The 20,243-nt window shown below is 62.6% G+C and carries 19 protein-coding genes and 1 tRNA gene; 13 read left to right on the top strand and 7 right to left on the bottom strand.

Annotated features, from left to right (window positions below; genetic code table 11):
- Positions 1-59 precede the first annotated feature (59 nt).
- The 3 genes from FGL65_RS08075 to FGL65_RS08065 all read right to left on the bottom strand — a co-directional run bounded on the left by FGL65_RS08075 (position 60) and on the right by FGL65_RS08065 (position 4,726).
- Entirely contained in the window at positions 60-1,325 is a 1,266-nt protein-coding gene (locus FGL65_RS08075; protein ID WP_147820711.1) for an MFS transporter, read from the bottom strand.
- A 57-nt stretch (positions 1,326-1,382) separates the two neighbouring features.
- The gene (locus FGL65_RS08070; protein WP_147820710.1) at positions 1,383-3,512 is read right to left on the bottom strand and encodes a TonB-dependent receptor; all 2,130 of its coding nucleotides are present in this window, start codon (positions 3,510-3,512) and stop codon (positions 1,383-1,385) included.
- Between the two features lie 212 nt (positions 3,513-3,724).
- Positions 3,725-4,726, bottom strand: a complete 1,002-nt coding sequence (locus FGL65_RS08065; protein WP_147820709.1) for a helix-turn-helix domain-containing protein — start codon at positions 4,724-4,726, stop codon at positions 3,725-3,727.
- Between the two features lie 230 nt (positions 4,727-4,956).
- Between FGL65_RS08065 and FGL65_RS08060 the strand changes: the two genes are divergently transcribed.
- From FGL65_RS08060 to FGL65_RS08025, 8 genes are all read left to right on the top strand, one after another.
- Entirely contained in the window at positions 4,957-5,925 is a 969-nt protein-coding gene (locus FGL65_RS08060; protein ID WP_187170592.1) for a helix-turn-helix transcriptional regulator, read from the top strand.
- 148 nt (positions 5,926-6,073) lie between these two features.
- Positions 6,074-6,775 (top strand): GTP-binding protein, encoded by a 702-nt coding sequence (locus tag FGL65_RS08055; RefSeq protein ID WP_147820707.1) that lies wholly within the window; start codon positions 6,074-6,076, stop codon positions 6,773-6,775.
- The gene (locus FGL65_RS08050; RefSeq protein ID WP_147820706.1) at positions 6,772-7,527 is read left to right on the top strand and encodes an ATP-binding cassette domain-containing protein; all 756 of its coding nucleotides are present in this window, start codon (positions 6,772-6,774) and stop codon (positions 7,525-7,527) included. The genes FGL65_RS08055 and FGL65_RS08050 overlap by 4 nt, the downstream gene beginning before the upstream one ends.
- Positions 7,524-8,402: an ABC transporter substrate-binding protein gene (locus FGL65_RS08045; RefSeq protein WP_147820705.1), complete on the top strand. Its 879-nt coding sequence runs from the start codon at positions 7,524-7,526 to the stop codon at positions 8,400-8,402. Before FGL65_RS08050 ends, FGL65_RS08045 begins: the two co-directional genes overlap by 4 nt.
- Before the next feature lie 25 nt (positions 8,403-8,427).
- Positions 8,428-10,425, top strand: coding sequence for a TonB-dependent receptor (locus FGL65_RS08040; RefSeq protein ID WP_187170591.1), 1,998 nt, complete (start codon positions 8,428-8,430; stop codon positions 10,423-10,425).
- Positions 10,426-10,433: 8 nt separating this feature from the next.
- Entirely contained in the window at positions 10,434-11,426 is a 993-nt protein-coding gene (locus FGL65_RS08035) for an ABC transporter substrate-binding protein (RefSeq protein WP_147820703.1), read from the top strand.
- The gene (locus FGL65_RS08030) at positions 11,423-12,178 is read left to right on the top strand and encodes an ABC transporter permease (RefSeq protein WP_147820702.1); all 756 of its coding nucleotides are present in this window, start codon (positions 11,423-11,425) and stop codon (positions 12,176-12,178) included. Before FGL65_RS08035 ends, FGL65_RS08030 begins: the two co-directional genes overlap by 4 nt.
- On the top strand, positions 12,175-12,771 hold the full coding sequence (locus FGL65_RS08025; protein WP_147820701.1) for an ATP-binding cassette domain-containing protein: 597 nt from the start codon (positions 12,175-12,177) through the stop codon (positions 12,769-12,771). The genes FGL65_RS08030 and FGL65_RS08025 overlap by 4 nt, the downstream gene beginning before the upstream one ends.
- Before the next feature lie 235 nt (positions 12,772-13,006).
- Here the strand turns inward: FGL65_RS08025 and FGL65_RS08020 are convergent, their stop codons facing one another.
- From FGL65_RS08020 to FGL65_RS08005, 4 genes are all read right to left on the bottom strand, one after another.
- Positions 13,007-13,357: a DHCW motif cupin fold protein gene (locus FGL65_RS08020; RefSeq protein WP_147820700.1), complete on the bottom strand. Its 351-nt coding sequence runs from the start codon at positions 13,355-13,357 to the stop codon at positions 13,007-13,009.
- 314 nt (positions 13,358-13,671) lie between these two features.
- Positions 13,672-14,310: a LysE family translocator gene (locus FGL65_RS08015; protein ID WP_147820699.1), complete on the bottom strand. Its 639-nt coding sequence runs from the start codon at positions 14,308-14,310 to the stop codon at positions 13,672-13,674.
- Between the two features lie 217 nt (positions 14,311-14,527).
- Positions 14,528-14,603: transfer RNA gene (locus FGL65_RS08010), tRNA-Ala, on the bottom strand.
- A gap of 86 nt (positions 14,604-14,689) precedes the next feature.
- Positions 14,690-15,322 carry a CatB-related O-acetyltransferase gene (locus FGL65_RS08005; RefSeq protein ID WP_147822700.1) on the bottom strand — a complete coding sequence of 211 codons (633 nt, stop codon included), beginning with the start codon at positions 15,320-15,322 and terminating at the stop codon, positions 14,690-14,692.
- Between the two features lie 127 nt (positions 15,323-15,449).
- Between FGL65_RS08005 and FGL65_RS08000 the strand changes: the two genes are divergently transcribed.
- From FGL65_RS08000 to FGL65_RS07980, 5 genes are all read left to right on the top strand, one after another.
- Positions 15,450-16,445, top strand: coding sequence for an ABC transporter permease (locus FGL65_RS08000; protein ID WP_147820698.1), 996 nt, complete (start codon positions 15,450-15,452; stop codon positions 16,443-16,445).
- Positions 16,442-17,287: an ABC transporter permease gene (locus tag FGL65_RS07995; protein WP_147820697.1), complete on the top strand. Its 846-nt coding sequence runs from the start codon at positions 16,442-16,444 to the stop codon at positions 17,285-17,287. The genes FGL65_RS08000 and FGL65_RS07995 overlap by 4 nt, the downstream gene beginning before the upstream one ends.
- Complete coding sequence (locus FGL65_RS07990; RefSeq protein WP_187170590.1) at positions 17,284-17,748, top strand: GNAT family N-acetyltransferase; 465 nt, start codon at positions 17,284-17,286, stop codon at positions 17,746-17,748. The genes FGL65_RS07995 and FGL65_RS07990 overlap by 4 nt, the downstream gene beginning before the upstream one ends.
- A 9-nt stretch (positions 17,749-17,757) precedes the next feature.
- Positions 17,758-18,228, top strand: a complete 471-nt coding sequence (locus FGL65_RS07985) for a GNAT family N-acetyltransferase (protein WP_147820695.1) — start codon at positions 17,758-17,760, stop codon at positions 18,226-18,228.
- Between the two features lie 104 nt (positions 18,229-18,332).
- Positions 18,333-19,949 (top strand): DNA repair protein RecN, encoded by a 1,617-nt coding sequence (locus FGL65_RS07980; RefSeq protein WP_147820694.1) that lies wholly within the window; start codon positions 18,333-18,335, stop codon positions 19,947-19,949.
- Positions 19,950-20,243 lie beyond the last annotated feature (294 nt).

Raw genomic sequence — 20,243 nt, 5'->3', positions numbered from 1 at the left:
CCCGGCGGCCCGTTTCGGGCCGCCGGGATCTGCTTTGCATAACGCCCGGAACCGCAGGATCAGGACACGCCTTCGGGCAGGACGGTCCCGGACGACCTCTTCCGCTCCAGACGCATGCCCGCCTCCGCGGCGACAAACCCCGCCAGGGTCAATGCCCCGAGCAGGGCGTACAGGGGGCCGAATCCGGCCAGATCGCCCACACGGCCCCACAGCGGCGCCGTGGCCAGGGGAACCAGGATGAACAGGCTGCTGAGCACGGCAAACCCGACCCCGGCATGGGGCCCGGCGCTGGCCCGCATCATGAGGGTGAAGCCCCAGACATTGATGCCGCCCATGAGGAAGTTGTCCAGGGACAGGACCATGGCGGCCTGCCAGAACGCGATGCCTCCCTCGCGGATGCAGTGCACCGTAAAGGCGCACAGCAGGATGACGGCCAGGCAGAAAGCCCGCAGGAACGTACGCCTCCCCGCCCGATGCAACAGCCAGCCGCAGAGCACGGTGCCCGCCAGACCCGCCGGATAGCCGTAGTGCATGAGCAGACCCCCAATGTCCCTGGAGGAAAGGCCGAGATCCACCAGCAGGGGGGTGTGCATCATGAACCCGCAGAAGGCGAAGGCCGTGGGCGCAATCAGCACCAGCAGCAGGAAACGCGTTTGGCGACGACGGAGAAAGGCCAGCACCCCGCCGGCCGAGCCGTCCCCGTCCTCCGTTTCCACGGACACCGGGGCCAGCTCCCGGTGCAGGAGCACGGGCAGGCTGAACAGAAAGACGGTGGCGGCGAGCACGCGGCACAGAAAGCCCCACCCCAACGAGGAATGCAGGAAGAGCATGACCCCGCCGCCGAGAATCATGCCCACGTACCGGGCCCCGGCCTGGATGACGTTGCCCCAGGCCCGCTCGCCGGGCTCCAGCATGTCCGTGGCATAGCCGTCCACCGCGATGTCGTTGGTGGCCATGACCACGTTCAGCGCCAGCAGGACCATGTACATGGACCGGAAATCGGTTTCCGGCGGCAGCCCGGCCACCGCCAGCAGCAGGCCGGCTCCGGCCCATTGCAAGGGAAGGATCCAGGACCTGCGGCGGCCCAGCCGGGCAAATCCAGTGCGGTCCACCCTGGAGGCGTAGAGAAACTTGAACGCCCAGGGCAGATGCAGGATGAACAGCCCGCCCACGCTCTCCAGGCTCATGCGGTTTTCACGCATAATCACCGGCAGACTGCCGAACACATACCCCAGGGGAATGGCCTGGCACAGATACATGCAGGCCAGCAGGAACATCTTCCACGCCGTGGAACCTCGGCCTGAAACGCCAACGAACAATCGCATCGCTTCCTCCTTGTTGCGGGATACGGCCGGGACAGCGGAAACCGCCCGGCCGCGCCCCTAGAAGCTGTAATCCAGAGACATGCCGAAGGTGCGCGGTGCGCCGTCCTCGGCTATGCCTGCGGTGGTGTTCTCGAAGACCGTATATTCCTTGTCGAACACGTTCTTGACCCACAGCGTGCAGGCAAGGTGCTCCCCTTCCACGCCGAACCGGAGGTCCACTAGGTCGTAGGGATTCTCCTCCACGGTGTTGCCGTCGTCGAAATACCGGGAGCCCACGCCCGTGATGTCGGCCCGGCCCACCAGGTTCCAGTCCCCGTTCAGGGCATGGCGGTAGTCCAGGCCGAGTCCGTAGGTGTAATTCGGCACCAGGAACACGCGGTTCCCGGCGTAGTCCGCGCCCACGGCCGGGTCCTCGTATTCCTCAAACCGGGCCTCGATCCAGGAGAAGTTGGCGTCCAGCCCCAGCTCCTCCGTTAGCCTGTAACGACTCTCAATCTCAATCCCGGTGCGGTAGGATTTCCCGGCGTTGTCGATATAGGACTGCATGGTGCCGGTTTTGAACAGGGGAAGCTGTTCGTCGTCGATGGACGTGTAGAATCCCGACAGGTTGAACATGAGCCGCCCGTCCATGAACATGGACTTGAGGCCCACCTCGTACAGCCAGCTGTATTCCTCCGCATAGGCCTCCTTGCCCGAGGGGGCGGAGGCGTCGTTGAACCCGCCGCTGCGGTGCGCGCGGGAAATGGTGCCGTAGAGCATGTGGTCGTCGTCGAGATGCCAGGCCAGGGACACCTTGGGAAGCAGGGCCCCGAAATGCATGGCCCCGTCGTGGGAGGCGGCCACGGAAGCGGGGCCTCCGGCCGGGGTGTTCAGCTGTTCCGCATCCACGTCGGCATGCTCGTATTCGTAGCGCAGGCCCAAGGTCAGATCGAACCTTTCCCAAAAGGTATAGGTTCCCTGCCCGAAAGCCGAAGCGCCCATATTGTGGCGGTCCGTATCAAAGGCCACCTTCATGCCCGGGGCCGCGTGGTCGGCGCCCATCCGGTTGGTCACCTCGGTCCGGGAGTGCAGGTTGAAGAACGAGGTGCCCACCAGCCATTCGAGCGGCCCGTCCCCCTCGGAGGAGTTCAGGCGGAACTCCTGGGAGAAGTCCTGATCGCGCTGCACATACTGCTTGCGCATCACGTCCAGGGGGCTGAAGTCGGCGTCGATGTCCTCGTCGCTGTCGTAGTCGCGGTAGCCGGTGATGGAATGGAAGGAGCCCAGCCCGGTCTCGTACACGGAATTCAGGGTGGCCCCCCAGCACTCGTTCTCCTGGGAACCGTCAAAATCATGGGAGTAATGATAGCGGCTGTCCGTGCCCACGGCCCCGGCCTTGACCAGGCTGTTGCGGCTCGTGCGCCGCCCCGAATAGGCCCCGTCGTCATGCTGCTGCGCGTCCAGGATCAGCCCCAGCTCCCAGTCCGGGTTGGCCAGGTAGCGCAGCTTCATGCGCGCGGCCTTGCCGTCCTGGTACCGTCCGTCCTTGCCGCCCGTGTCCACGTCGTTTTCCATGAACCCGTCCCGGGCCGCGGCCATGCCGTAGATCCCCAGAAAGAGCCTGTCCTCCACCAGGGGGCCGCTCCAGTTGCCGCGCACCTCCTTCTGCCCGAAGTTGCCCAGGGTCGTGCCCGCGCTGAAGACCACCTCGTTGCCGGGCTGCCGGGTAAGGACATTGATGACGCCTCCCACGGTGTTGCGGCCGTACAGGGCCCCCTGCGGCCCCTTGAGCACCTCCACGCGCTCCACGTCGAACAGCGGGAAGTTGAACATGTAGGGCTTCGAATAGTTGACCCCGTCCACGTAATACCCCGTGGACGGCTCGGTGGTGGGCAGATTCTTGATGCCGCGCAGGAACATGAGCCCGTGCCTGCGGCTGCCGAAGTCGTTGAACTCCAGGCCGGGAACATGCCGAGCCAGGTCGTCGGTGTTCTTGATGCCCATGTCCCGGAGGTCTCCCTCCTCCAGCACGGTGATGCTGGCCGGGACGTCCTGAACCTCCTCCGAACGTTTTTCCGCGTTGACCACGACCGGTTCCAGCCGAAGGTCCTCCTTTTTCTCCTCCTGGCCGGCCCGGGCGCAGGGCGCGGCGGCGCAAACCAGCGCAAGCGCGGCGAGCAGCGCCATGAATCCTGCGATTCGTCTCATCTCCACTATCCCTTGTTTGGTTTCACTTTCACGGGCGGGGCAAAGCCCGCCTTGCCAATTGCATGTCCGCGAAACCTAGAACGGAGAGCGAAGGTTTTCTGCCCCGCGAGCACTCAGTTTTGCCCGGGGAAAACCAAAGGGCGCACAACACGAAAACAGGCGTGCGAACACGCCTGCCCAAAAGAATATTATGAAATGATTGGCGGGAAACGTCAGGCCCGTCCGTGCCCGACTCCATGCGCCCTGGCCCGGATGGATTTGTGATAGGCCTTGGGCAGGACGCCGAAGCGCTTCCTGAAGGCCGCGCCGAAATGGCTCAGGTTGATGTAGCCGATGGTCCAGGCGACCTCACTGACATTCATGTCGCCCTCGTCAAAAAGCATCTTGGCCTTTTGAAGTTTGTATTCCTTGAGAAAATTGAAGACGGACATGCCGAACACGGCCCGAAACCCGGCCTGCACCTTGGAAACGCCCATATGGTGACGGGCGGCAATCTCCGCCAGGGTCGGGGGCGAGGCGTAGCGTTCCTCCAGCTCGGCGCGGATGGCATGGATGACGTCGCGCTCCCTGGGACTCAAGGCGGCCTTTTTGTCCGCCGCAGGATTTCCCCCTTCGGCAAGGAACAGCCCCAGCAGCTCCAGAACCTTGCCCTCCATGTACATGCGCACTCCGAAATTGTTGCGCACGCCGAAAAACAGTTCGTTGGCGACGGCCTGGACCATGGGCTGCAGGCAGCGCCTGCGGTAGAAGTCGTTTCCTTCCCGAGGCTCCAGCGCGCCGCGAAGCTCGGGATGGACCGTTTCCATGTCCTGTTCCAGCAGGGAGCGGAGGACATCCGGCAGAACGTGGACATGGATGAGGCGGGTCTTTTTCCCGGCCGGGATGGTCACGGTCCCTTCAATCTCCCGAAAAAAGCCCATGCCGCCCTCCCCGGCCCGGTTCTCCAGGTTCAGGCGTCCTATGGGCGTTTTGCGCAGATCATTGGCAAACGCGCCCTCCAGGAAAAAACCGAAATCCATGAATCGATTTTCCTTGCGGTAGCAAAAGGTGAAATCCTCCTGCAGCTGCGCATCGAAAACACTGACGCACATGCCGGGCCGAACCCGGTACTCCTGCCACATGGAACGAAAGAGCCGTTCCTTTTGCTCGCTGCCCAAGGTGGAAAAATCCCTCACGGAATCAAGGCCGATTGCGGTGTTTTTTTGCGCCGTCATGACAGAGCCGCTCAATTTCCGCTCTCCGATATTTAATGATTATGAAATTCATTATCGACTACTCCGGACTTTTCAAGGTGTCAAGAAAGACTGCTTCCACAAACAGCGACAGCCGTGGGGGAACTTCTCTTGACTTTGAATTTCAATTTCAATATTGCACACCAAGGGTCGTGCGCCATGGCGCGCAACACAATGCGATGATGACGTTTCTAAGGAGGGGTGGAAACCACATGCGCATACAAGTCGTGTCCTTGGACAAAGCGGGGCAGTCAGCCCAGCAGTCCGATAATTCAGTCCTGCATGCGGATCTGCATGCACCGGTCAACGCCTTCAGGCTCAGGTCCGACCTGGCGGTCTGCTTCTGGGAAAGCGCCGCGCGGGAACGGCAGCGCTTCGAGATGTCCTTTGACCGTCCCGTGCTGCGGTTCAGCTTCATCCTCGAAGGAAACGGCATCTCCCGGGCCAGGGGCCAGGAGGATTTCGTCCGCAACAAGGGTATCATCGAGGTGCGCTATTTCCCGGGAACCGGGGGAATCGTCGAACTTGCGCCCAACCAGGGCCACAAGTGGCTGGACATAGTGCTCCAGCCGTCCTTCCTGGACATCGCCCTGCCCGAGGAAACCGCGCTCCTGCCCCACGCGGTGCAAAGCGTGGTCAACCGGGAAACCGACACCCTCCCCTGCGACAGCCGCAGGATGACGCCCGAGCAGTTCGTCGCCGCATCGCAGCTGGCCCACTGCCCGTATACCCACGCGGCCCGCACCCTGTACCTCAAGAGCAAGACCCTGGAACTGCTTTCCCATGTGCTGGCCGAGTATGCGCCCGCGCCCTGCCGCACCCGCCTGAGCACCTACGAGATCGAGTGCCTGAACAAGGCGCGCGACCTGCTGGTCGCCGACCTGGAGGCCCCGCCCAGCCTCAAGGAGCTGGCCCTTTCCGTGGGCCTGAACGAGACCAAGCTCAAGACCGGGTTCAAGGCCCAGTTCGGCCAGACCGTCTACGGCTATTTCCGGGCCTACCGGGTGGACCTGGCGCGCAAGCGCCTGCTGGAAAGCACGGACTCCGTCAGCGAGGTGGCCAGCAGCGTGGGCTATACCAACATCAGCCACTTCAGCGCGGCCTTCAAGGAGCGCCACGGGGTCACGCCGTCCCGCTACCGCAAGAACAACATCTTTTTCACCAGTCCGGCCAACGGGTAATTTTCCACCCGTTCGGGGCAAAAAACAAACCGCCCCGGGTGGTTCTTTTTCCCCGCCAAGACTACTCCTGCATTGTCCCGACCATCCGTTGTCGGGATTTATTCGGACCTTTTATTGAAAAAGAAACTCATTTTCAAAGGAAGCACACGTGAAACTCGTCACCATTGCAGGAGCGCCGAGCGCCGGAAAAACCGCCGTAACCCTGCACCTCATCCGCCAGCTGGCCAAGGACGGGAAACGGTCCGCAGCGGTCAAGTTCGACACGCTGGGCACCACGGATGACCAAATCTACCGGGACCGCCTCGGCATTCCGGCCATCCAGGGACTTTCCGATTATCTCTGCCCGGACCATTACTTCGTCTCCAACCTGGAGGAGGCCTGCGCCTGGGGCCGCCGGCAGCGGGCCGACTACCTTTTCGTCGAAACCGCCGGGCTCTGCTACCGCTGCGCCCCCCATATCAAGGACGTGCCCGCCATCACGGTCATCGACAACCTGGGCGGCATGGAGGCCCCGCGCAAGATGGGCCCCGCCCTGACCCTGGCCGACGTGGTGGTGGTCACCAAGAGCGACCTGATCTCCCAGGCCGAGAAAGAGGTCTTTGCCCACCGCATTTCCCAGGTCAACCAGACGGCGGCCATCGTCCACGTCAACGGCCTCACCGGCACGGGCGTGCTGCACCTAAAGCGCCTCAGCGAGTCCTGGACCGACGCCCGGGAGCTGGAAGGCCTCAGCCTGCGCTATTCCATGCCCGCCTCCATCTGTTCCTACTGCACGGGAGAAACCCGGATCGGAAAGCGGTTCCAGTCCGGCAACGTGGAAAAACTCCTGCTCGAGGAGAACGCGGCATGATCATCGAAACAATCACCATCCAGGCCGGGCGCGACAAGCAGGGCAACCCCGAGTCCATCTCCGGCGTGGACCTGCGCCCCGGCGATTCCCTGGCCCTAGTGGGCCCCACCGGTTCGGGCAAGAGCGAACTGCTCTCGGACATCGAGCAGGCGGCCTGCGGCGACACGCGCTCGGGCCGCACCATTCTCATCAACGGAAGGCCGCTTGCCGAAACGCCCACGGGCCTGGTGGCCACCCTTTCCCAGAAAACCAACTTCGTCATGGACGCCAGCGTGGAACAGTTCATCCTGCTCCATGCCGAGAGCAAGGGCCGCGACGGCAAGGCGCTCATGGCGCCGCTCCTGGAAATGACCAACAGCCTGTGCGGCGAACCGGTCTCGCCGGAAATGTCCCTGCAGGTGCTCAGCGGCGGCCAGTCCCGCGCCCTGATGATCGCGGACATCGCCCTGCTCTCGGATACGCCCATCGTGCTCATCGACGAGGTGGAAAACGCGGGCATCCACAAGTTCAAGGCCCTGGAGGTCCTGGCCGGGCACCACAAGATCGTCATTTCCGCAACCCACGACCCGGTGCTCATTCTCATGAACGACACCAGGCTGGTCATGCGCAACGGGGCCATGGCCGCCCTGCTCTCGGCCTGCGACGGCGAACGCGCCTATGCGGACCGGCTCAGGGACATGGACGACACCCTCATGCAGGCCCGTGAAATCCTGCGGCAGGGCCACACGCTGAACACCCGGGAGGCCTTATGATGAGCCCCGATTCCGTCTACCTGGCCATTGCGCCCAACATCCTGCGCAAGACGGTGCAGGACCTGGCCCGCATGGATCTGGACCTGGACCTGATCCCGCCCCAGACCCACCAGGAGATGCTCGACTTCTCCGTGGGCTTCGGGCGGGACGGGGACATTCCCGGCCTGACCCTGTGCGCCTATCCCCAGTACTACTACAACCTGCTCCAATACCAGACGACCGGGAAACTGGCCTCCCTGCCGGACACCCTGCCCCCCATGCGCGCGGAGCTGACCGCCCTGGGCATGGCCGAGCCGTCGAGTCATTTCCGCGTCATCGGGTTCGTGCCCTTTGTCATTGCAGCGGCCAAAAGGGTTTCCCCGCCCATCTGGGACTGGGAGGACCTCTGCCGTCCGGACCTGTGCGGCTCCATTGCCGTGCCGCCGAGAGACACCCCCCTGCCCGACCTCTTCGACACCATGATGACCGCCCGATACGGCGACCGGGCGGCCGGGGCCATTGCCGGGAAAAACGTCAGCTACACGCCCCTGGACATCAACAAGCGGGTGGATGCGGGCGAATTCCTGGCAGGGGTGAGCATCCCGGCCTTCAGCAAGACCTACCGGGAGGGCAACGGCCACATGGTCTGGCCCAGCTCCGGGGCCTGGCCCGTGCCCCTGGCCGCGGCGGTGCGTGCCGACGCGCCCCCGGACGCCATGCGCTTCCTGCGCTACCTGCTTTCCAATGAATACCAGAACTATCTGTCCATCTCCGGCGGCATCATCCCGGTGGTGGAGGGGGTTCCCTGGTTCGATGAAATGGCGGCCAACAACGGCCGGCTGCAATGGCCCGGATGGGATGCGCTCGTCGCCCTGGGCAGGCCGGAAGCCGCTTAACCATAAAAGGAAGAAGGAGAAACACATGAAACGGAGAGTATATCCCCTGCTGCTTGCGGCAATGCTGCTCGCGTTCGGCGTTGGCCGGGGGCATGCGGAGGAGATCACCCTGGACAAGGTCATTGTCTCCGCCCGTGGTACGGACAGCACCCAGTCCAAGACACCGGGCGGCACCGGCGTGGTGGAAAAGGAGGAAATCCTCCTCGCGCCCAAGGCCAGCGTGGCCGATTCCCTGTCGCGCATTTCCGGCCTGACCAAGACCGGGGATTCCCCCTGGGGCCAGGACATCAGCATACGCGGCCTGTCCGGGGCCTCGGTGGTGGTGCTCATCGACGGCATGCGGCTCAACACCGCCACCGAGATCAACGCCCGCCTCGGATTCATCAACCCCATGGACATCGAGCGCGTGGAGGTGCTCAAGGGCCCTGTCAGCTCCCTGTACGGAACGGGCTCCACGGGCGGGGTTATCAACATCATCACCAAGAAGGGCGGATTCACCCCGGAAGCCGAACTGGGCGGAGAACTCATCGGTTCCTGGTCCACCAATCCGCAGGGGCCGGACGGGTATGCCCGGGCCAACCTGAGCGACGAGAATTTCTGGATGCAGGTCTCCGGCGGGCTGCGCGACCACGAGGACTTCTACGGCGGCGATGACGAACGGGTTTCCAACAGCCAGTTCGAGGACCTCTACCTGCGCCTGGCCGGCGGGCTGCGCTGGAACGACTTCTGGGCCACTCAGTTCCAGGTCATGAACATGGAAGCGAACGAGGTGGGCATTCCCGGCGGCTCCAGCACCATGCCCCAGACCGCGCCCATCACCTACCCGCGCTCCAAGAACACCCTGGTGAGCATGGACACCACCTACACGCCCGAGTCGGGGGCGCTCAAGGAGATCCTGGTCAACGCCTACTACATGAAAAACGACCGCAGGGTCCGCATCGACAACCCGGCCCCGCCCATCTCGGCCATCAAGCCCCGGGCGGACCACGAGACCGTGGGCGGAAAGGTGCAGGCGGAATTCGCCCTGGGCGAGCACAGCCTCATTGCCGGGGCCGACATCTGGAACTGGCACATCACGTCCACGCGCACCCGCTACCTGACCGCGGGCGGCACCGTTGAGGACCAGCCCACCCCCAACACCACCCAGCTCTCCATGGGCGTCTTTGCCGAGGACGACTGGAAGCTTACCGATCAGTTCACCCTGAACCTGGGCGCGCGCCTGGACCGCAACGAAATATCCAACAAGGACAACGCCAACTTCGAGGCAGCCACCAAGGAGGACATCGGCTGGAACATCCACGCGGGCCTGACCTGGCAGCCTGCGGAACACTGGTCCCACACCTTCATCGCCGCCAGCAGCTACCGTGCGGCGGACATCCTGGAGCGGTTCAAGAACATCAACCTGGGCGGCGGCGTCACCTCGGTGGGCAACCCGGACCTGGACCCGGAAAAATCCTACTACTTCGAATACGGCCTACACTACACCACCCCCGCCTTCAGCGCCACTGGGGCGGCCTTTGCCAACTTCATCACCGACTACATCGAGGAAAAGCTCCAGAACCCCACCACGTACATGATGGAAAACGTGGGCGAGGCGCGCATCTACGGTCTCGAGCTGGATGCGGACTGGCGCTTTGCCGCCTGCTGGGCCCTCTACGGAAACGTGGCCCTGGCCAACGGCCGGGATGAAAGCAACGACGAGGCCCTGCGCACGGTGGCCCCCATCAACGGCCTTGCCGGCATCCGCTACGAGGCGGGCAACGGCTTCTGGGCCAGGATGGAAACGCCGTGGGCCCTGCGCCAGAGCGAGGTTCCGGACGGCGTGGACCGCACGGACGGCTGGCTCACGGTCAACGCGGCCACGGGTTACGGATTCGACTGGGCCAAGACCCGACACGAAATCTCCCTGACCGTGGACAACATCTTCGACAAGAAATACCATAACTACCTGGCCAACTCCCGCAGCATAGAACTGCTGGAGCCGGGGCTGAGCGCCTCGCTCAACTACCAGCTCAGCTTCTAGGAGGAAAAGTGAAGACACGCATAGCAGCCCTGGCCGCCCTGTTCGTCCTGGCGGCCTGGGGCGGCCTGCACCTGATACACCAAACGACATCGTCTGCCTCGGCCCCGGGGCAGACGGTTCTTTCGGTCTATACCACCGGGCAGGCCACCACCCCCCAGATGCCGTTATGGAAGGCCCTGGCCGAAGGAGACCTCTCCTTCACGCCGGACATCCACTACTGGAAGAACCTGGACGACCTGCGCGGCCTGCTCCTGGCGGGCAAGGGGGACATCTGGGTGGGGCATATCGACGGCTTCGCCCAGGCCGCCATGCGCGGCGCGCCCGTCCGGCTCGTCAGCGTGACCGGGTGGAAAAAGTTCTACCTGCTCACCAGCCGCCCGGGCATCCGCACGTTCGACGACATCCTGGCCCTGCCCACGGGGGCCGAGATAGCCTCCACCCCGCCCCACTCGCCGGGCGCGGCCGTGCTGCGGGCCCTGGAAAAGAAAGGGCTGCCCGCCTTCACCTACGCCCCGTACGAACCCAAGCAGCTGGCGCTCATGGCCGTGCAGGGCAAGGCCGACCTGCTGCTCCTGCCCGAGCCGCTGGTGACCGTGCTGCTCCGAAAGGCCCCGCACCTGCGCATCGTGGCCAGCGTGGAGGAGGAATACGGACGCCTCACCGGCAAACCGGCCATGCTGCCCATCGCGGGCATCGCCGTGAACCTGGAAACGCTGAAGAACAACCCGGGCCTGGCCGACAGAATCGCCCGGGCACTGGCCGGGCAGGAGGCCGAACTGAAACGCGACCCGGCCGCAGGGCTGGACACAATGCCCAAGGAATTCGAAAAATTCATCCCCAGGGACATGGTGCTCTCCTCCCTGGAACGCGACATCATCCACGTGCGCTCCGCCCACGAGGCGCGGGACATGATACGGGACTACCTGGACATGGTCTTTTCCGGGGAAAACGGCGAAGGCAGCCGCATGCTCCCGGAAAGTTTCTTCGGAGGAGCGTCGTGAAGGGGCTTCCCGTCATCGTTTCCCTGGGCATCGCCCTGGCGGCCTGGTGGGCGTGCAGCCTGGCCTTCGGCCACATGCTGATCCCATCGCCCGTTGCGGTGGGGCGTGAACTGGCGGGACTGTGCCTGCGGCCCGGCACCTGGCTGACCGTGGCCGTCACCGTGGCCCGGGGCATGGCCGGTCTGCTCGCCGCCCTCGGCTGCGCCCTGGTGTTCGGGATCGCCGCTGGCAGCAGCAGGGAAACCATGCGCCTGCTCACGCCCCTGGTGGCGGCCCTGCAATCCTGCCCGCCCATCCTCTGGATCACCCTGCTCATGGTCTGGGCCGGAACCGGTTCCCTGGTGCCCATGGCCGTGGTCTTCGCCACGGTCTTTCCGCCCCTGTTCGCCAACATCGCCCAGGGCTGCATGGCGCTGGACAAAAGACTCTTCGACATGGCCCGGCTCTACCGCGTCCCGCGAACGAGGGTCCTCCTCAAGATCATCCTGCCCGGCCTGACGCCCTACCTGCTGGCGGGGCTGTCCCATGCGGCGGCCACAAGCTGGAAGGTCACGGCCGTGGCCGAATTCCTGGGCTCGTCCACCGGCATCGGCGCACGGCTGTTCTGGTCCTACCGCATGCTGGAGATCCCGCAGCTCTTTGCCTGGGCGAGCATCGTCGTTCTCCTGGGCGTGGCGCTCGAACTGCTGGTCATCGCCCCGCTGCGCGCCTCGTCCGAGGCCTTCACCGGAAAAGTCAGGGAGCAGGCATGATCCAACTGAACAATATCTGCAAAACCATGGGGGGCGAAACGCTCATCAAGGACAGTTCCCTCGCTGTGGAGGCGGGCGAAACGGTCTGCCTGTGCGGCCCCTCGGGGATCGGCAAGACCACCCTGCTGGAAATCGCGGCCGGGCTGACCGCGCCGGACTCGGGCAGCGTGGGCCACGGCTCTCCCCGCCTGGGATGCGCCTTTCAGGACGACGTGCTCGTGCCCTGGCTGAGCGCTCTGGAGAATCTGCTCCTGGTGCAGCCGTCCGGCACTGAAAACGCCGAGGCCATTTCCCGGCGCTGGCTGAAGACCTTCGGCCTGGCCCCCGAGATGAAGCCCACCCGCATGAGCGGCGGCATGCGGCGCAGGCTGAGCCTGGCGCGCGCATTTGCCGTGAACCCGGCAATCCTGCTGCTGGACGAGCCGTTCGCCTTTCTGGACGACCACTGGCAGGAAACCGTGGCCGACAAGATCGAAAAGCACCGGGCAGCCGGAAACGCCGTCCTGCTGGTCAGCCACCAGATGCGCTGCCTGGCCACCCTCCAGTGCCGGGTCATCACCATCCCCGAAGGCCCCATCCGGCTGGACGCATGAACGCGGCAGGAACAAACCACGACCGAACAAACAAAAAGGCTCCGGTTTTCGCCGGAGCCTTTTTGTTTTCTTGTGGTGGAGCGGGAGGAAATTGACAAATCCGCAGGACAGCGGATTTAGACGCTGGAGCAAAGTGGAAACGCCCGAAGGGACACGACACACGACGTGGCGTATTCAACCCACGACCGTTTAAATGCCATTCGGGATCCTTGCGCAACGACTCTCGAAGCTTAAGTCAGCTTTTCAATTTCAAAAAATCACCATCTATAATCAGCAGCTTTACGCCCACATCCGTCACTGACCTATGAGAACTCAACTCGTCTGAGACAATGTAAGACATTCCCGGCTTCAAAACAGAGCTGGCAGCCCCTTGTTGTTCATTGACGACCTCACCCTCCAGGCAATACACGATATGTCCTTTTTCACACCAGTGATCAGCTTTGTATCCCTTTGAGTACTCAACAACCCTGACTCTCAATCCGTCAAACTGGATCGTCTGCCAATAGGCAACTCCCGTTTCACCCTTGTGCTCGGTTTTCGGGACCGTTGACCAGTCAATATGTTGAAATGGGATATTCGCGCTCATCTTTCCTCCAGATTTAATATGAGAACAGACAACTTCCGCACCCTCTGCAAAACCCAAGTTGCCCCTCTATAAGACACCAGATTGGTATTGTATATTTTTTTGTATATCCCACGAAAAAAGGCTTGGAAGGAAAACCTTCCAAGCCTTTAACTTTCTAATGGTTGAACTGGAGGGAATTGAAAAATCCGCAGGACAGCGGATTTAGACGCTGAAGCAAAGCGAAAGCGACCGAAGGGACACGACACAGGATGTGGCGTGTTCAACCCACGACCTATTGAATGCCGGTCAAGGCATTCACGGGATGTAAGGCGATGTCACACACGGTCGCTCAGAAGGATGCCGCCCCCCATGGCAATGAACAGGCCACCGGTAATCTTATCGATCTTGCGCCCGAATTCTTTAAACGAGAAACGCCTGCCGAAAGAGGCGATCAGGTACGAATACCCCAGGTGGACGGTGGTGACGATGCCGCAAATCGTGACAAACATGATAGAAAACTGCTCATAGGGAGGATGCGCGGCATCAAGAAACTGCGGCAGGAACGCCGAAAGGAAAATCAAGGTCTTGGGATTGCTTGCGGATACGCCGAACGCCTCAAGGAACAGGCTGCGCTGAGACCGGGTCGCGACGATCCGAGGCTCCGTCTCCGGCAAGACGGATTTCGCCTTCCGGGACGCCAACAGGTTTTTGATCCCCAAATAAATCAGGTAGGCGCCGCCGATCGTTTTCATGATAACGAACCAGAACGGCAGTTCCTGGATGAGGTGCCCGACACCGACAGCCACCAGACAGACAATCAGCAGCTGGCAACTCAGGTTTCCCAACACGGTAATGAATGCGGATTTCCAGCCGTGCCGAATACTGTTCTTCAGCACCAGCAACACATTCGGCCCGGGTGACAACGTCGTCACCAGATATGCCAGGAAGAACATCACCCACAGTTCGGTTTTCATCAGGGCCTCCGAAGAAAAAGCATTTGCAGACAGGATCGCCGACTCCCGTTGAACACCTTAATCCTGCCGGAGCCGCACATGCCGGCACCTCGGAACAAAGAAAGCAACTTGGGCTCAATCCCGTCGGATGTCAACTCTATCTTATTTGAAGATTCATTTGGCTACTCCACGAAAAAAAGGCTTGGAAGGAAAACCTTCTAAGCCTTTTATATTCTAGTGGTGGAGCTGGAGGGAATCGAACCCACGACCTCTTGAATGCCATTCAAGCGCTCTCCCAACTGAGCTACAGCCCCACGTCGTTGGGAAGAAGCTTTCTAGCCGAACCCGGGCCGCGCTGTCAACACCCTTTGTTCAAAAAGAAATCAATTTTCCTCAAGCCCTATTCGGCCCGCCGCAGTTCCTCCAGGTCGGAGCCGATGATCGCGGGCAGGTTCCGCGTGACCTTCTCGGGCTCCCATTCCCACCATTGCAGGGCCAGGAGCCTTGAAACGACCTCCTCCTCAAACCGCATCCGGATCACCCTGGCGGGATTCCCCGCCACAATGCTGTAGGGAGGCACGTCGCCGGTCACCACGGACTTTGCCCCGACAATGCAGCCATGCCCGATGGAGACCCCGGGCATGATCGTGGCGTCATAGCCGATCCAGACATCGCTGCCGATGACCGTATCGCCCTTGTAGGGAAACTGTTCGGGGGCTGGTCTGGCGGCCTCCCAGCCCGAGCCGAAAATGAAGAAGGGATAGGAGGAGAATCCGCCCATGGCATGATTGGCCCCGTTCATGATGAAGGTCACGTTCCGGGCGATGGCGCAATACCGGCCAATGATCAACCGGTCTCCGATGAAATCGAAGTGGTACAATATGTTTTCGAAAAAACGCGACGGCCCCTCGGGGTCATCGTAATAGGTGTAGTCCCCGATAAGGATGTTGGGGTTCCTGTTGAAATTCCGGATAAAGGCCACTTGCGGGAAACCGGCCACGGGGTGCGGTTCGTTCGGATCGGGATGACTCATGCCGAACGATATAGACATTCGACACGACGACCGCAACAGGAATCGCCCCCGCCGCGCGGCACCCTTCATCCCAAGTACTTGAGACTGTTCGTTGATAAGCTTCGCAACTTGGCGTAAATACGGATCCATGATCGAAATCATGCGGCGCATCGCCATCAAGTTCCTGTGGGTGGCAGTGGTCTTCCTGGGCATCACGGTCATCAGCTTCTGGGTCATCCATCTGGCGCCGGGCTCGCCCACGGACATGGTCACCACCCTCAACCCGGCCGCGGACACCGACGCCCGCGCCAAGTTCGAAAAGCTCTACGGCCTGGACCAGCCCCTGCACGCGCAGTACGCCCAGTGGCTCGGCAGGCTGGTGAAATTCGACTTCGGCGATTCCATTTCCGGGGACCGTCGCCCGGTCTGGGAGCGCATCCGGGAGCGGCTGCCGCTGACCTTCGGCATGAACGTGGCCAGCATGGTGCTGACCCTGCTCATCGCCGTGCCCCTGGGCATCACGGCGGCATGGTGGCGGGACGGCATCTTCGACAAGGCCACAACGGTCATTGTGTTCATAGGCTTTGCCATGCCCGGCTTCTGGCTGGCCCTGTTGCTCATGCTCTGGCTGGGCATCCAGTGGCCGGTGCTGCCCATCTCGGGCCTGACCTCCCTGAGCTTCCAAACCATGACCCCGTGGGAAAAATTCATCGACCTGGCCCGGCACCTGATCCTGCCCATATTCATATATACAGCGGGCAGCTGGGCGGGCATGTCCCGGTTCATGCGCTCCAGCATGCTGGAGGTGCTGCGCCAGGACTACATCATGACCGCCCGGGCCAAGGGCCTTTCCAGCCGCACCGTGCTCTTCAAGCACGCCCTGCGCAACGCGCTCATGCCGGTCATCACCATCCTGGGCCTGTCCGTGCCCTCGCTCATCGGCGGCTCGGTGATCATCGAATCCATCTTTGCCCTGCCCGGCCTGGGCCAGCTCTTCTACGGCGCGGTCATGGCCCGCGACTATCCGCTGATCATGGGCAGCCTGGTGCTCGGCGCCGTGCTGACCCTGGCGGGCAACCTGCTGGCCGACGTGGGCTACGGCCTGGCCGACCCGCGCATCCGCAGCGCAGGGAGGTCGGCATGAAACAACGCAAGCCCCTGAAGCGGCCCTCCTTCCTGGCCCGCAACGCCCTGCTCATCATCGGGCTGCTGCTGGTGGGCTCCATGTCCCTGGCCGCCATCCTGGCCCCGTGGATCGCCCCCTATCCGCCGTCCCAGCTCAACGTGGACGCCCTGCTCCAGCCGCCGTCCGCCGCGCACCTCATGGGTACGGACGCCCTGGGCCGCGACGTGTTCACCCGCATCCTCTACGGGGGCCGCGTCTCCCTCTGGGTGGGCTTTGTGGCCGTGGGCATCTCCTCGGGCATCGGCCTGGCCCTCGGGCTGGTTTCCGGCTACTTCGGCAGGATGGTGGATGAAATCATCATGCGCGGGGTGGACGTCATGCTCTGCTTCCCGTCCTTTTTCCTGATCCTGGCGGTCATCGCCTTCCTGGAGCCGAGTCTGCTGAACATCATGATCGTCATCGGCCTGACCTCCTGGATGGGCGTGGCCCGGCTGGTGCGCGCCGAAACCCTGACCCTGCGCGAGCGGGACTTCGTGCTGGCCGCCAAGGCGGCCGGGGCAAACCCCGCCCGCATCATCTTCCGGCACATCCTGCCCAACGCACTGGCCCCGGTGCTGGTCTCCGCCACTCTGGGCGTGGCCGGGGCCATCCTGGTGGAATCCTCCCTGTCCTTCCTGGGCCTGGGCGTGCAGCCCCCGGACGCGAGCTGGGGCAACATGCTCACGGACGGCAAGGAAGTGCTGGGCGTGGCATGGTGGCTTTCGGTCTTCCCGGGCCTGGCCATCCTGTTCACGGTGCTGGGCTACAACCTGCTGGGCGAATCCCTGCGGGACCTGCTGGACCCGAGGCTCAAGCAATGATCACCCTCCGCCCGGCGACAGCGGAAGACGAACAGACCATCCGCACCATCCTCCGCGAATCCTTTCTGGACAGCTACGTGCATTTCATGCCCCGGGAACACATCGAACGGTCGATCAGGAACGACAGGGCCGGAGAGATCGCCCGCAAGCAGGGATTGCAGTTCACCATCGCCGAAACCGACGGCGCGCCCGGGGGCGTCATGCTGCTCAGCGGCGATTTCATCGAATTCCTCTTTACCCATCCTGAGCACATGGGCAAAGGCCTGGGCACCGCCCTGCTGGAAAGCGCGGAACAGCGGGTCAGGGAACAGGGCCACAAGCGCCTGACCCTGAACTGCTACAAGGAAAACCACAAGGCCCAGGACTTCTATCGTTCCAGGGGATTCGTCATCGAAAAGACGTTCGAGGACAAGGACTCCATGCCCGGCATATACAACTGTTTTCTCGCCAAACAACTCTAGGACGCCTCCATGAGCATCACTGTCCGCAAAGCAACCGAAAAAGACGCACCCATCCTGGAATCCGTCATGTACGCCTCGTTCCTGGCCAGCTACGGCGAAATGATGCCGCAGAACTACGTGAACGGGGTGCTGGAAAACGACGTCATCGGCAAGCTCTCGCGCCAGAAATGGCATGAATGCTTTCTGGCCGAGGAGGACGGCAGGCCCGTGGGGGTCATGCAGCTCCAGGGCAACTACATCGCCGAGCTCTGGGTGCACCCGGACCACCAGGGCAAAGGCGTGGGCGGCAAGCTCATCCAGGCGGCCGAGGAACACGCCCGCGAGCAGGGGCACGCCCACCTGACCCTGTGCGTCTACGGGTGCAACACCAACGCCCGGGAATTTTACCGCAACAAGGGCTTTGTGCTGGAACGCATGGAGGCTTCGGAGCGGGTGCCCGAGGAAACGGTCTGCTACAAGGTCAAGTGGCTCTCGGTGTGAAAACCGATCACGGCTATTGCCGGGGGCCTCATTCATGTATAAAAATATGCGCTGCACGGCCTTTTGGCCGGAATGAAACCTAGCCACCCACAAGAGAGTTCTCCATGCTGGAACTGCTGCGCATCAGGAACCTGGCGCTCATCGAAGACGCTGAACTGGAATTTTCCTCCGGAATGAACACCCTCACCGGCGAGACCGGCGCGGGCAAATCCTTTATCCTGCGCGCCGTGGACTTCATCATGGGCCAAAGCATGGACCGCAACCTGGTGCGCCCGGGCGCGGAAAAGGCCACGGTGGAGGCGCTCTTCGTGCTGCCCGACGGCGACTGCATCATCCGCCGCGAACTCTCCGCCGAGACCGGGCGCAGCCGCGTGTTCATCAACGACAAGCTCAGCTCCCAGGACGCGGTCAAGGAACTGCGGCCCAAGCTGATCATCCACACCAGCCAGCACGGCCAGCAGAAACTGCTCTCCCCGGCCTTCCAGTCCGAGGTGCTGGATACCTTCCTGCCCGACAACTCCCTTCTCCTGGCCCGCGAGGCGGCCCTGGACGAGTTGCGCTCGGTGATCAAGGCCATCGACGAGCTGGACCGCAGGTGCGAGGACCTGGTCAAGCAACGGGAATTCCTCGAATTCCAGAAAAAGGAAATCGAGAAGATCGATCCCCAGCCCGGCGAAGAGGACCTGCTGGAGGAGCGCAAGACCGTGCTCAAGGACCGCGAGCGCGCCGGGGAATGCCTGCGCAACGCCCTGGACTGCATCCACGGCGACGCCAACCTGCTGGACGCCATGTCCCTGCTCTCGCGGGAAATGGACATCATCGCCCGGCTCTACCCGGAGTTCGAGGACGACCGCCAGTCCGTGGAGGACTTCCGGCTCAAGCTGCACGATCTGGATTCGCACCTGCGTCGCGACCCGGGCGAGATCGAGTCCGACTACGACGACATGACCCTGGACGACGTGGAATCGCGGCTGTTCAAGATTTCCCAGCTCAAGCGCAAGCTGGGCCGGGGCCTGGGCGACATCTGCGGGCTGTACAAGCAGATCAGCGACGACCTTTCCTTCCTGGACGCCTGCGACCTGGACCGCACCCGGCTCAAGAAGGAGGAGGTCGAAAAGGCCCAGAATCTCTCCAAGGTCCTGGACAAGCTGAACAAGGCCCGCAAGAAGGCAGCCCGCGAACTGTGCCTGAACATCGAGGGCGAGCTGGGCGACCTGGGCTTTTCCGAGCACGTGCGCGTCACCTACGAATTCGAACCCAAGGAAATCCACGAAGGCGTCACCGACTACCGGGGCAGGCTCATGTGGGTGCCCAACCCGGGGCAGCGGCCCCAACCCCTGGACAAGATCGCCTCGGGCGGCGAGCTTTCCCGTTTCCTGCTGGCCCTGGTCAGCCTGCGGCGCGGCGCGGGCGGCGAACATCTGCCCACCCTGATCTTCGACGAGGTGGACGCGGGCATCGGCGGACTGACGCTCAACAGCGTGGCCGCCAAGCTGCGCGAACTGGCCGACCGGCAGCAGATGCTGCTCATCACCCACTGGCCGCAGCTGGCCGGGCGCGCCGACCGCCACTTCTCCATCGTCAAGGAAGTGCTGGACGGCCAGACCTATACCCGCTGCGACCGCCTGAACAACGGGGAGATCCGCGAGGAACTCTCCCGCATGGGCGGCGGCGGAAAACAGGGCGACGCCTTGGCCGACTCCCTGATGAAAAGATCCTGATCCAAGCCCGGAAATTCCTTGGTCCGAATCGCCGCCATAAAAGTTGATTCGCCAATCAATCGGAAATGATTCCGGGCGTCTTCTCATATTGAGAGAGGCCGCAAATGCACGTCAAACGTGCACTTCCTCCCCCCCCTGTTCCCGGTCGCCCCTCCCCTGCGCCAAACCCTGTTATCAGTCTGAGAAAACAATCATATTGATAACGATTTCACAATCCATCCACCTGAGGGCCATCTTGCACAATTAAGTCTACAACAACTTGTTTTTATTTAGTTTATAAAAAAATTTCGTGTC

The organism is Salidesulfovibrio onnuriiensis (genome assembly GCF_008001235.1).
Classification (GTDB): Bacteria; Desulfobacterota; Desulfovibrionia; order Desulfovibrionales; family Desulfovibrionaceae; genus Pseudodesulfovibrio; species Pseudodesulfovibrio onnuriiensis.
This window is presented reverse-complemented; position numbering and strand designations above follow the sequence as displayed.

Excerpts from the sequence above, each read along its gene's own strand:
- FGL65_RS08075 (WP_147820711.1), bottom strand. The coding sequence starts at position 1,325 with ATGCGATTGTTCGTTGGCGTTTCAGGCCGAGGTTCCACGGCGTGGAAG.
- FGL65_RS08070 (WP_147820710.1), bottom strand. The coding sequence starts at position 3,512 with ATGAGACGAATCGCAGGATTCATGGCGCTGCTCGCCGCGCTTGCGCTG.
- FGL65_RS08065 (WP_147820709.1), bottom strand. The coding sequence starts at position 4,726 with ATGACGGCGCAAAAAAACACCGCAATCGGCCTTGATTCCGTGAGGGAT.
- FGL65_RS08060 (WP_187170592.1), top strand. The coding sequence starts at position 4,957 with ATGCGCATACAAGTCGTGTCCTTGGACAAAGCGGGGCAGTCAGCCCAG.
- FGL65_RS08050 (WP_147820706.1), top strand. The coding sequence starts at position 6,772 with ATGATCATCGAAACAATCACCATCCAGGCCGGGCGCGACAAGCAGGGC.
- FGL65_RS08045 (WP_147820705.1), top strand. The coding sequence starts at position 7,524 with ATGATGAGCCCCGATTCCGTCTACCTGGCCATTGCGCCCAACATCCTG.
- FGL65_RS08040 (WP_187170591.1), top strand. The coding sequence starts at position 8,428 with ATGAAACGGAGAGTATATCCCCTGCTGCTTGCGGCAATGCTGCTCGCG.
- FGL65_RS08025 (WP_147820701.1), top strand. The coding sequence starts at position 12,175 with ATGATCCAACTGAACAATATCTGCAAAACCATGGGGGGCGAAACGCTC.
- FGL65_RS08020 (WP_147820700.1), bottom strand. The coding sequence starts at position 13,357 with ATGAGCGCGAATATCCCATTTCAACATATTGACTGGTCAACGGTCCCG.
- FGL65_RS08015 (WP_147820699.1), bottom strand. The coding sequence starts at position 14,310 with ATGAAAACCGAACTGTGGGTGATGTTCTTCCTGGCATATCTGGTGACG.
- FGL65_RS08005 (WP_147822700.1), bottom strand. The coding sequence starts at position 15,322 with ATGAGTCATCCCGATCCGAACGAACCGCACCCCGTGGCCGGTTTCCCG.
- FGL65_RS08000 (WP_147820698.1), top strand. The coding sequence starts at position 15,450 with ATGATCGAAATCATGCGGCGCATCGCCATCAAGTTCCTGTGGGTGGCA.
- FGL65_RS07995 (WP_147820697.1), top strand. The coding sequence starts at position 16,442 with ATGAAACAACGCAAGCCCCTGAAGCGGCCCTCCTTCCTGGCCCGCAAC.
- FGL65_RS07990 (WP_187170590.1), top strand. The coding sequence starts at position 17,284 with ATGATCACCCTCCGCCCGGCGACAGCGGAAGACGAACAGACCATCCGC.
- FGL65_RS07985 (WP_147820695.1), top strand. The coding sequence starts at position 17,758 with ATGAGCATCACTGTCCGCAAAGCAACCGAAAAAGACGCACCCATCCTG.
- FGL65_RS07980 (WP_147820694.1), top strand. The coding sequence starts at position 18,333 with ATGCTGGAACTGCTGCGCATCAGGAACCTGGCGCTCATCGAAGACGCT.